General features: G+C 44.7%; 12 protein-coding genes. 2 read left to right on the forward strand and 10 right to left on the reverse strand.

From position 1 onward, the window contains the following. Nucleotides 1-3 precede the first annotated feature (3 nt). The 4 genes from DWZ93_RS12215 to DWZ93_RS12230 all read right to left on the reverse strand — a co-directional run bounded on the left by DWZ93_RS12215 (nt 4) and on the right by DWZ93_RS12230 (nt 4,763). Complete coding sequence (locus tag DWZ93_RS12215; protein ID WP_118384024.1) at nt 4-498, reverse strand: 3-isopropylmalate dehydratase small subunit; 495 nt, start codon at nt 496-498, stop codon at nt 4-6. Beyond that, nucleotides 498-1,775 carry a 3-isopropylmalate dehydratase large subunit gene (leuC, locus tag DWZ93_RS12220; protein WP_118384023.1) on the reverse strand — a complete coding sequence of 426 codons (1,278 nt, stop codon included), beginning with the start codon at nt 1,773-1,775 and terminating at the stop codon, nt 498-500. Before leuC ends, DWZ93_RS12215 begins: the two co-directional genes overlap by 1 nt. Nucleotides 1,776-1,791: 16 nt before the next feature. Then, complete coding sequence (locus tag DWZ93_RS12225) at nt 1,792-3,735, reverse strand: MSCRAMM family protein (RefSeq protein ID WP_118453094.1); 1,944 nt, start codon at nt 3,733-3,735, stop codon at nt 1,792-1,794. A gap of 149 nt (nt 3,736-3,884) precedes the next feature. Further along, nucleotides 3,885-4,763, reverse strand: a complete 879-nt coding sequence (locus tag DWZ93_RS12230; protein ID WP_118384021.1) for a putative ABC transporter permease — start codon at nt 4,761-4,763, stop codon at nt 3,885-3,887. A gap of 142 nt (nt 4,764-4,905) precedes the next feature. On the opposite strand from DWZ93_RS12230, the gene DWZ93_RS12235 reads away from it, so the two are divergent. Together DWZ93_RS12235 and feoB are read left to right on the forward strand one after the other, a co-directional pair. Beyond that, nucleotides 4,906-5,139: a FeoA family protein gene (locus DWZ93_RS12235; RefSeq protein ID WP_118384020.1), complete on the forward strand. Its 234-nt coding sequence runs from the start codon at nt 4,906-4,908 to the stop codon at nt 5,137-5,139. Next, nucleotides 5,132-7,177 carry a ferrous iron transport protein B gene (gene feoB / locus DWZ93_RS12240; RefSeq protein ID WP_118453095.1) on the forward strand — a complete coding sequence of 682 codons (2,046 nt, stop codon included), beginning with the start codon at nt 5,132-5,134 and terminating at the stop codon, nt 7,175-7,177. Before DWZ93_RS12235 ends, feoB begins: the two co-directional genes overlap by 8 nt. Before the next feature lie 85 nt (nt 7,178-7,262). Here feoB and DWZ93_RS12245 read toward each other — a convergent pair whose 3' ends face one another. From DWZ93_RS12245 to trxA, 6 genes are all read right to left on the reverse strand, one after another. Then, complete coding sequence (locus DWZ93_RS12245; protein WP_442873184.1) at nt 7,263-8,627, reverse strand: aldehyde dehydrogenase; 1,365 nt, start codon at nt 8,625-8,627, stop codon at nt 7,263-7,265. 26 nt (nt 8,628-8,653) lie between these two features. Next, nucleotides 8,654-8,827 (reverse strand): hypothetical protein, encoded by a 174-nt coding sequence (locus DWZ93_RS14765; protein WP_158567127.1) that lies wholly within the window; start codon nt 8,825-8,827, stop codon nt 8,654-8,656. Between the two features lie 61 nt (nt 8,828-8,888). After that, on the reverse strand, nt 8,889-9,731 hold the full coding sequence (locus tag DWZ93_RS12250) for a PHP domain-containing protein (RefSeq protein ID WP_118384017.1): 843 nt from the start codon (nt 9,729-9,731) through the stop codon (nt 8,889-8,891). A 121-nt stretch (nt 9,732-9,852) separates the two neighbouring features. Then, on the reverse strand, nt 9,853-10,716 hold the full coding sequence (locus DWZ93_RS12255) for a TMEM198/TM7SF3 family protein (RefSeq protein WP_118384016.1): 864 nt from the start codon (nt 10,714-10,716) through the stop codon (nt 9,853-9,855). Between the two features lie 52 nt (nt 10,717-10,768). Then, nucleotides 10,769-11,317, reverse strand: coding sequence for a DUF6465 family protein (locus DWZ93_RS12260; RefSeq protein ID WP_118453097.1), 549 nt, complete (start codon nt 11,315-11,317; stop codon nt 10,769-10,771). A gap of 130 nt (nt 11,318-11,447) precedes the next feature. After that, complete coding sequence (gene trxA / locus DWZ93_RS12265; protein WP_118384014.1) at nt 11,448-11,759, reverse strand: thioredoxin; 312 nt, start codon at nt 11,757-11,759, stop codon at nt 11,448-11,450. Nucleotides 11,760-11,818: the final 59 nt, after the last annotated feature.

The following is an 11,818-nucleotide window of genomic DNA, read 5'->3' on the forward strand; positions in this document are numbered from 1 at the left end:
ATACTATTTGTTCTTTTTGCTGTTGATGTAATTAACCAGGCCACCTGCAGAGATCAGTTCCTGCATAAATGGAGGAAATGCCTGTCCCTGGAACTCAGTACCCTTGGTACGATTATATATACGTCCGCTGTCAAAATCAATCTCAACCTGATCTCCGGCGTCAATTCCTTCTGCCGCTTCCGGACATTCGATGATCGGAAGTCCGATATTGATCGCATTACGATAGAAAATTCGTGCAAATGTATCTGCGATAACACAGCTTACGCCTGCAGTCTTCAGACACAGCGGTGCATGCTCTCTGGAAGATCCGCAGCCAAAGTTCTTTCTCGCTACGATAATATCTCCCGGCTGTACCTTCCCGGCAAATTCCGGATCAATATCTACCATCGCATGGCTCGCCAGCTCCTGTGGATCAAAAGAGTTCAGATATCTGGCCGGTATAATAACGTCTGTATCTACGTTATCTCCATATTTAAACACATGTCCTAATGCTTTCATTATCTGTCACCCCCTACTTTTTCCGGATTCGCAATGCATCCGGCGATCGCACTTGCTGCTGCCACTTCCGGAGATGCAAGATAGATCAGAGAATCTACATGTCCCATACGGCCAACGAAGTTACGGTTGGTGGTAGATACACATTTCTCACCTGCTGCCATAACACCCATATGACCTCCCATACATGGTCCGCAGCTTGGTGTATTAACTGCACATCCTGCATCTACAAAGATGTCCAGAAGTCCTTCTGCGATACACTGCTTGTAGATCTTCTGTGTAGCAGGAACTACCATAACACGTACATCCGGATGTACGGTATGCCCTTTGAGGATAGCTGCTGCTTTTCTCAGGTCAGACATACGTCCATTTGTACAGGAACCGATCACTACCTGGTCGATCTTAATAGGCTCCATAGCCTCTACTTCGTCGATTGTCTTAGCATTGCCCGGAAGATGTGGAAATGCAACGGTCGGACGGACTTCTGAAAGATCAATCTCGATCACATCCTCGTATACAGCATCCTCATCTGCTTCGTATACATGGTATTCCTTCTTGCAGTGCTCTGCCAGATAAGCCTTTGTCTGCTCATCTACCGGGAAGATACCATTCTTGGCACCTGCTTCGATTGCCATGTTAGCAATCGTAAATCTGTCATCCATGGAAAGATGTGACACACCTTCTCCTGTAAATTCCATTGATTTATACAGAGCTCCATCTACGCCGATCTTACCAATGATATGGATAATGATATCCTTACCGCTTACAAACTCAGACGGTTCTCCCTTCAGTACAAACTTGATCGCACTCGGCACCTTGAACCAAAGTTCTCCGGTAGCCATACCAGTAGAAATGTCGGTCGTACCTACGCCTGTAGAGAACGCTCCCAATGCTCCGTATGTACAGGTATGCGAATCTGCACCAATGATGCATTCTCCTGCTGTAACCACTCCTGCCTCCGGAAGAATCGCATGCTCTACTCCTGATTTGCCCTGTTCAAAATACCAGCTGAGACCCTGATCCTTCGCAAACTCACGAATTGCCTTGGAGTTCTCTGCTGACTTAATATCTTTATTCGGTGTAAAATGATCTGGTACCAGAACAACCTTATCTTTATCAAACACTTTATCTGCCATCTGTCTGAAGATCGGCAGTGCCATTGGTCCGGTGATGTCATTCGCCATAACGATATCAAGCTTCGCCATAATAAGCTGTCCTGCTTCCACATGATCCAGACCTGCATGTGCAGCCAGAATCTTCTGTGTCATCGTCATTCCCATGATGAATGTTCCTCCTTTATCTTTTCTTCATACGTGTAATCATAACACACACAATAACAGCCACGCAAGAAAGAATGCATACAAGCATCCAATTTGATAAATTCGCTCCATCTCCGGTTCTTACTGTCTGAGCTTTTACAGTCTGTCCGGGAGTTTCCTGTTTCTCCTTCTCCGGTTTATTCGGTTCTTCCGGAACCTCTGGCTTATCATCCGTCATCGTACCAAGATTCACCGTCACATGATCCTTTTTAATCGTCACTTCGAAAGGTGGAATCAGTTCATGATTCTGATTTGCCTCACACCTCAGCTCTTCAATCGTATAAGTATCATACGGAAGTGCACCTTTGCAGTCATCCGGTGCGGTCAGAGTTCCCTCTGTATCGATTCCAAACCAGACTCCATCCTCCATGTTCTCTCCGCAATTCGTATTTGACGTATGCAGATTCCACTCTGCCGACGTTGATGCATAGCCGTTCTCATCTGTCACGATCACATGGGATTCCCCGGTTGTATTACTGGTAATCTTAAATGGTACTTTCGAAAGTCTCTTATGGGTGCCGTCTGCAATCTTGATAAGTTCCAGATCCCCACGGATCACATGATCTGATGCTTTATGCGCATTGCCCCCGGTGAGTACAGCCGTATCTCCGTCCGGCCGTATCTGTGTCAGATATCTGCCTTCCTGTACTTCCCCGGATTCATCCTGAAACTGCATTCCATCCAGCAGATATCCTTTCGGTGCCTCAATCTCTTCCACCGTGATCGTTCCAAGTGGCAGTATCACCTGATCATTCATCATATAGAAGGCATCACCCTCTATAAGATGCGCTTCATCCAGCCGACATACATATGCGCTATCGGACTCTCCCTTTTCTTCCTTTATCTCCAATACCCAGCTCCGTTCCGGAACCTCCGGAAGATTATCTGTCTCATAATATCCTGCATAATAATTCACACGCATTTTCGCACCGGCAAGATCTGCTCCACCAAGTGCCTGACTTTCACCAGTTTCGGCATCTGCTTTGCAGATTGACACTTCTGCCTTATTCCACACCGGTGTATCCTTTACTTCTGCCACAGCAGTCTTCTCCGCTTCCACTGTCACAGGATATACATTCGTATTCAGCCGATACCCAAAAGGTGCCTGCTTTTCTTTTACGTAATAATTGCCCGGTGCAAGTTCTACTGCCGTCGTTTCTCCATTCGCATCCGTCTTAAGCACCGCCTTCTGATCCGTACAGCTTTCGTCTGCATACACACCATATTCTGCCCCCTGAAGGGTGTAACAGCGATTGCCCTCCGTCAGTTCGTTATCCTCCGCTGTCTTTTTAAGTCTTGCATACCCTGTCGGGTGATATTCCCAATATCCCAGGTTCTGATGTGCCGCCGCTCCGTCTGACAGCAGATATACCGTAAATCCTTTCGGCGCTGCCGGAAGTCCGGCGATCCGGTTGATAAATGCCTGTCCATAGCCATAATAATTATCATCATGACCATTAGCCACCGATCCGGCAAGACATGTTTCCACATAGCTGGCTCCAACATCTCCAGGACCTTTCCAGCCATAGTAATATATCTTCCGGAGCTGCTCGTTCCCCCGATTTTCTGCCGTATACTCCGCTACTGTAGTTAATGTACTTCCTGTCTGTGTCGGTGGTTCCATCTCATGACACACACACATTGCTGTTGTTCCACCATCGATTTCAAAATATCCCACTCTTAGTAATCCGTCGTTGTACCTGGTGTCATAGTAAGTCAGTACATGTGTGCCGCCCGCCTGGCGCTGTGTCACACTGTTCTGTTCTGCAACATCTTCTATATCGCTCTCTTCTTCGCGTTCTTCTGCCCGTACTGATATCGCTCCCACACACCCACAGAATGACAGGATAAATACAACAACAGCAACTGCAAGTGGCATGATTCTACCTGCTCTGCCCTTATTATCTCTTATCTTCTTCATGTATCCTTTCCTCCAATTTTTAATATCTCTCCGCTTCGAGTATCGACATAATAACTCTTTCAAGGTATCTTTGTCAACACATTTTTAAAGTTTTATTTCAACCCGTTTTTCGGTAAAAAAAAGAGACCGTAAAGCCCCTTTTTTACCATTTATTTCCTTTTATTCCGACGCATTGCCACCCGTTTCTTGACTTCTCTCAAAGCATCCTTATGGATACGTGATTCCATATTCGGGAATGCCTTTACCAGACGTTCGCCGACACTTCCAAGTCCATTAACCAGACTGTCATAACGTCCTTTCAGTTCATCCAGCTTCTGCTGCTGACTCTTGTACCATTCTTCCTTACCGGCACTGTATTCAGCACGCAATTCTTTTCTGACTTCTTTCATACTAGCCACTTTACTCTTAAGCTGTTCTTCTTTCTCCATCCCGTCTTTGACATTTTCATAGATGTTCTCACCCATGCGGTCAGAGAATTCCCGCAGCTCCGCAGCAATCTTTTCCATTGCTTCAAGACGTTTGTTCAGTTTTAGGATTGCAGATGCAGTTACATAGAGATCTGCAAGCATCGCAATACTTAATATTACCAGTATTACGATCCCTGCAATATGAGGGATGTACCCGATCAGATGTGCAACAAGCGGTTGAAAACACTTAACAATGAACACACAGAACACACCCCAGATCAGCGAAAATGGCAGGCACACATAACCGCCGATATTAAGCGGCTGTCCGGAATAATCCCACCATTTCTGATGAAAGATCCGGTCCATTACATATCCTGTCAGCCATTCGATAAATGTTACAAGTACAGCCGATGCCAAATATAATATTAACAGACTTTCTGAAAATCCCTGTAATGAAAATATTACCGATACAACTCCGACTCCATAAATCGGACAGATCGGACCATTCAAGAATCCTCTGTTGACAAACCTTCCTTCTTTTACTGCCGCAAATGCGACCTCCACGCACCATCCAAGTACACCGTACACAAAAAAGTACGCCAGTATTTCATAGATTCCCATATTTTATTCCTTTCCCAGTAATCTAATTTCCCATTTAAGTCTTATCGACTATTATATGGGAAGTTGTAAATTTCGTCAATTGGTGCTATACTTTTTCAAATAATAGATAATAATTATCAATAAGATTAAAGTGAGGATTACTATGGTTTTAAAAGAAGGCTTAAATGGACACACTTACCGTGTGCTGTCCATACAAATCGAGCTCCAATTGGAGCGTCGGCTGGAAGCACTCGGTCTGACAGACGGCAGTCTGATTACTATATTAAATAATGACAAGCACGGTGCACTTACCGTCAAGTTCCGCGGCACACGCTTTGCTCTCGGCAGACGTATTGCTGATCACATTGAGATTGAGGAGGTGCACACACATGAATAACTCTGTTACCGTCGGTTTTATCGGCAATCCTAACTGCGGTAAAACCACACTGTTTAACGCTTATACCGGTGCCAATCTCAAGGTTGCCAACTGGCCGGGCGTTACGGTAGAAAAGAAAGAAGGGCATACCACCTACGAAGGACAGGATTACACGCTGATCGATCTTCCGGGTATCTATAGCCTGACTTCCTATACTATGGAAGAGAAAGTCTCCCGCGAATGTATCCTGAGCGACGAAGTTGATGTGATCATCGATGTAGCTGACGCATCCAGCCTGGAGCGAAACCTGTATCTGACACTGCAGTTGATCGAACTTGGCAAACCAGTGGTTCTTGCTCTGAATATGATGGATATTGTAGAGGAACGCGGCATGGAGATTGACCTGCACCGGCTCCCGGAAATGCTGGGCATCCCGGTGATTCCGGTATCTGCCAGAAAGAAAACCGGGCTTTCCATATTAATGCACGCCGTTGCACATCACAAAGATGTATTACATCAGGATCCTCTGATCCATCATCATCCGGGACTGCACAGCAAGCACCGCCATGACCATCATGCGGAGTATACGATGGTGTACACAGATGATATTGAAGATAAAATTGATATTCTGATTGAACGAATCACGCATACATATCCGGACTTTCCGAACAAAAGATGGTTAGCCATTAAGTACATGGAAAAGGATACCAGTGCTTCCGAACAATGGCCACTTGACACCTCAGATATTCTGGATTGCAGCTATGAAAAAGATTTAATTAATCAAAAATATGATTTTATTGAGGAAATCATAGGCGAAACACTGGTCAATAAATCCAGCCGTGAAGAGCGTACAGACCGGATTGATCGATGGCTCACCGGCAAATACACCGGTCTTCCAATCTTCTTACTTATTATGGCAATGGTATTTTTCCTGACCTTTACGGTAGGCGATTTCCTGAAAGGATATTTTGAGATCGCATTGGATCTATTTTCTTCGGCGGTAGCCAATGGTCTGGCTTCCATACATACCTATCCGATGCTTCAGTCCCTTGTGGTGGATGGTATCATCGCAGGTGTAGGTGGTATTCTCACCTTCCTGCCCAATATATTCATTCTGTTCCTTGCCCTCGCATTTCTGGAAGACAGCGGATATATGTCCAGAGTTGCCTTTGTCATGGATGACATCATGAGCGGGCTTGGGCTCTCCGGACGCGCATTTATCCCACTTCTGCTCGGATTCGGATGTTCCGTTCCAGCAGTCATGGCCTCCAGGGCTCTGGAACACAGGAAAGACCGGTTAAAGACTATCCTGATCACACCATTTATGTCCTGCAGTGCCAGACTTCCGATCTATGTATTATTTTCCTCTATGTTTTTTGGAAAATATGCGATGTTGGTCTGCTATGGCATGTATCTTCTGGGTATCATCGTGGCAATCTTAACTGCATTCATCCTGTCCCGGATTGACAACAGCAAAGCAGAACATGCGCTGTTGATCGAGCTTCCGGAATACAAGACACCAAATGCCAGAACCATAGCCATCTATGTATGGGAAAAGGTCAAGGATTACCTGACACGTGCAGGAACCGTCATTTTCCTGGCGTCCGTTGTTATGTGGGTACTTTTAAACTTTGGCCCGAATGGGTATGTAACAGACATCAGCCAGAGCTTCGGTTCCTATATCGGCAGAGCCATCGTACCTGTCTTCGCACCGGCAGGTCTTGGATACTGGCAGATCATCGTTGCACTGATCGCAGGAATCGCTGCCAAGGAAGTAGTAGTCTCCAGCTGTGGAGTTCTCTTCGGTATCTCAAACATTGCTACTGCACATGGCATGAGCACTGCGCTGGTTGCCTTAAACAGTATTGGATTCGGTACTGCCAATGCTCTGGCGCTGATGGTATTCTGTCTGCTGTATGTTCCGTGTACTGCAACAATTGCTACGATCCGTCGTGAAACCGAAAGCAGAAAGCTTACCATTCTCTTTGTACTGTTCCAGCTCTGTGTTGCCTGGATCATGAGTTTTCTGTTCTATCATATCTTTCTGTTAATAGGATAAATACGAAGTGAAACAAGAAAGGCATCGGGATTGCTCCCGCTGCCTTTCTTTTTCTTTATATCTTTCCGTATCTGTGCATAATGGCCTACATCAGCTTCTTTAATATATTCAATTTGTTCTTGAACGGTGCATACCGGATTGGAATATCCAGAAGTACCGATTTCTTCATAATGCTCTTTTTATGTGTAAATGTGTCAAAGCTGTCCTTTCCATGATAGCCACCCATTCCACTGTTGCCCACGCCGCCGAATGGCATATGGGACGTTGCCAGATGTACTATCGTATCATTGATGCAGCCGCCGCCATAAGACACCTGTTTGAGCATCATGGCTTCTCTTTGCTTATCTTTCGTGAAGTAATACAATGCTAACGGCCTCGGTCTGGCATTGACCATTTGAATCGCCTCTTCAATATCATAAAATGTAAGAACCGGAAGCAGCGGTCCGAAAATCTCCTCCTGCATTACCGGGCTCTCCCAGGTCACCTGATCCAACACGGTCGGCTCAATCTTAAGCATGTCCACATTAGATCCACCACCACATACTATGTGTGCCCGCTCCGTCAGCCCCAGTACACGGTTATAATGCTTTTCATTGATCATCTTCGGATAATCCGGATTCTGCATCGGATCCTTTCCAAACATCTTACGGATATATTTTTCCATATAACGAACGAGCTTGTCTTTCACACTGTTCTGTACCAGAATATAATCTGGTGCCACACAGGTCTGCCCACTATTCAGGAACTTACCCCAGACAATACGCTTTGCCGCCAGCTTCAGATCTGCAGTCTCGTCTACAATACAAGGACTCTTGCCGCCAAGTTCCAGACTCACCGGTGTCAGATGTGCAGATGCCTTCTCCATGACGTATTTACCAACATTTACACTTCCTGTAAAGAAGATATAGTCAAACTTTTCATTCAAAAGTGCCTGATTCTCCTGTCTGCCACCTTCTACTACAGCGATATATTTCTCCTGAAACAATTCTCTCAACATATCTGCCATAACCTTTGTAGTATGTGGTGAATACGCAGATGGCTTCACTACTGCACAATTACCTGCACAGATTGCCCCCACAAGTGGTGCGATCGTAAGCTGGAACGGATAATTCCAAGGTGACATGATTAACACGATGCCATACGGTTCCGGATATATAAAAGACTTCGATGGAAATTGCGTGATCGGTGTAGGCACTCTCTTCGGTGCTGCCCATTTCCGAAGATGCTTTAATGTATATCGAATCTCTTCTTTTACTATACCAATCTCAGTAGCATAAGCTTCAAAATTTGATTTATTCAGATCCATATAAAGTGCATCCATAATCTCCTGTTCATGTACTGTGATCCACTGATACAGCTTCTTTAACTGGCGGATACGAAACTCCACATCCTTAGTATCACCTGTTTGAAAATACGCTCTCTGCGTATGCAGCATACTCTTATACTCCATCATAATGTTCTCCTATTTCAACTATCTCAGATGGCAAGCTGTGTGTCGGTGCCATAACAGATTGCTGCTGCGCACACACACCACATCGCCAGATATACAATGCCCGGTATCCTTGTCTCTGCAAATCCATATACCAGAATAATCATGAGCATCGCAATCACACCTGCCACTGCTACTAATTTCTTTCCTAATTTTTTCATAAAAGAACACCTCACTTCCTGTAATCAATATAGCAAGTAAGGTGTCCAATAATCCGTACACCTATTTCTTTGAGCGGAATTTTTTTGCTTTTTTAAGATATGGGATCTCGATCGGATCTACCGGAGTCACCGGGTTCTCAATCTTATCTTTTCTTCTCCGTTTGAAATACTTCAGCATAGCTCCTCCCCGGTTATAGAACCAGAACAGATCTGCCAGTATCTTGTGAAATGCTCCCATTTTCTCCTTGGTAGTTCTGCCATACAGAACACCTCCGGCCTGAATTGCTGCCTTTTCCCGGATCAGATTAATAAGCTCCGTCTCACAGGTAACCATCTCCGGAAGTATCGTATAGCCTGTCCCGATACAGTCTGGCTTGTGGGCATCACTTCCACCAACTCCCGGTTTCCCGTATTCAGCCGCAAGTCTGGCTGCACTGTCATTAGACTCCTGTGATTCGCATGCGTTAAACACCTCTATAAAATCAAATCTTTTCACAAATTCCTGTGACTTCCGATACCTTTTTGTATTGGTCATACTCATATATTTAGCTCCATACGGATGCGCCGGGCCAAGGATACCTCCATGCCTGTGTACGAATTCAATCAGCATCGATACCGGAAGACCTTTTAACTCCAACAGCCTCATACGAACGCCCTCCGGCATAATGCAGAGCATATGTCCTGCATCCAGTGTATCATACTCAATGCCTTTCAAAACTACGAAATCCTGGTGAGCTTTCCCTTTCATTTCATATTTCCAATGCCTGTAACCATGATAACTGTCGTGGTCCGTGATCAGCATTCCATCAAAGCCTTTTTCTTTCAGAACAGTAATATATTCATCCAGGCTTACCCGGCTGTCAATCGAGCCTTCATGCACATGACAATGCATATCTATCTTCATGTGTAAGCCTCCTTTGTCATTTTTTCTTTATTATACCACGTTACTGCCAAAATACAACAAAGGCAGTCTGCCCGCCACAGTCTCTGCTGTCACTGGCAAACTGCCTTCTACTTCATTTAAATCACTCTATGATCTTAAAATCATCATCAAAGTCAAGATTATCATATCCGGATTCCAGATCATCATCAAGATATCCTTCATCCTCATCATAATCTCCATCCAGACTGTCCTCGCTGTCTAGAACATCGTCGTAATCTGTCTCCAGATCATCGTCATCTTCCAGATCGGTTACTTCTGTATCATCCATATTATCATCGTCAAGCAACATTCGTGCCTGCTCTACTTCTGCTTCTCTGGATTCTTTTTCTCTGTGCTCTCCGGCTTTCTTGACCTGCTTCCTGCCAACCTGTCTGGATCGCATGATGAACTGTACTGCCACACAGATTGCAATAAGCACTACCGGCACTCCAATCACTGCTGCCAGATAATTACCTAACCCCAACATGGAAACAGCTGCATTACCTGCCATGTAACCACCATAAATGGATGTGATAATAATTACCAATGGATCAAACATCTTCATCGTAACGATCGCGAGAACCAATCCTAACACGCCACATACAGCAATCACCGGTATAACCTGCTGATTGATAGCCGATACTCCCATGCTGAATATTGCCAGCCATACAAAGAAAAATATACCAACTCTGTAAAATACACATACAAGAATCGCCAGTATCACTGCGCCTCCTGCCATAGCTCCCACAGAAGCCATTCCATTCAGTCCTGCCACAACAGAAACGATGCCCCCTGCTGCCACTCCCAGAACCAGTCCTACCAATGCTGCCCACACACGTGCCAGTTTCAATCCAAACAGACCGATGATCAATCCGATACAGATCGTAACCGCCAGTATAACCGTACTCTGCAGAAAGGACAAACCATTGCCCACTATCTGATTTACCTGGGTCATCATATCACTCATACTACTTCTCCTTTGTGTTACTCCTTCATGACTGCATCTTCCGGTGAGCCGATTAGAATTCTACTGATCCACTCTCTGTTTCGTTGATCACATAGTATACTTTGCTTTCTTCCGGTTTAATATAAAGATCCATAGTCTTGATCTCACCGATCTTGTGACCGGACTTTTTCCATGCTTTCTTTACATCAGCAATCATTGTATTCTCATGTACCTGCTTGCCATAGTATTCTACGTAAGCATTTACCTTCATGTCTTTTTTGCTTCTTCTTGTAGTTGCTTTCTTTGCAGCTTTTTTAGTTTCTTCTACAACTGTCTTAGCTGCTGCTTTTGTCTCTTTTGCTGCTGTCTTAGCTGCCGCTTTTGTCTCTTTTACCGCTTTCTTGGCTGCCGGCTTAACTTCTGCTGCTGCATTCTTCACTGCCGCTGCTGTCTTGATTTCTTTTTCTTCTGTACCCGGCTCAGCCTTTTCTGAAGTCTCAGCAGCCTTTTCAACTGCTGCAACCTTTCTTGCTACTGCCTGTGCTTCAGACACAGCCTTTCTTGCTGCTGCCTGTGCCTCTGCTGCAACATTCTTACCAGCCGTCTTCTTAGTTCTTGCCATGACAAATCCTCCAAATACTATATTCTATCTACACTTATGTGCTGTCCCATTCTGTCTGACCTCTGATGTAACAGAAATTATTATAGCACTTCTGGAAGATATTTCAATTAAAGATTACAGCGTAACTATTTTATTTACCGACAAAAGTCAACAATTCCTGCTTTGTCTGCTCTCCAACTGTACGTTTCACAACCTCTCCATTCTCAAAAATGAGAAAAGTAGGAATAGACATAACGCGGTATTCTCTGGCAATATCCATGGCGCTGTCAATATCCAGCTTGCACACCCTAATATCCGGATACTCATCTGCGATTTCTTCTACGATCGGTCCCATATTCTGACACGGTCCGCACCACTGTGCCCAGAAGTCTACCAATACCGGCTTATCTGCCTTTAATACTACATCTTTAAAATGTTCTGCTGTTACATGTATTGCTGCCATATATTTATCCTCTTTTCTTTTTTAGATAGTTTGTAAGTTCCTGATCAGATTATACATGA

This window comes from Dorea sp. AF36-15AT (assembly GCF_003477705.1).
In the GTDB taxonomy this organism is placed as follows: domain Bacteria; phylum Bacillota; class Clostridia; order Lachnospirales; family Lachnospiraceae; genus Claveliimonas; species Claveliimonas ammoniilytica.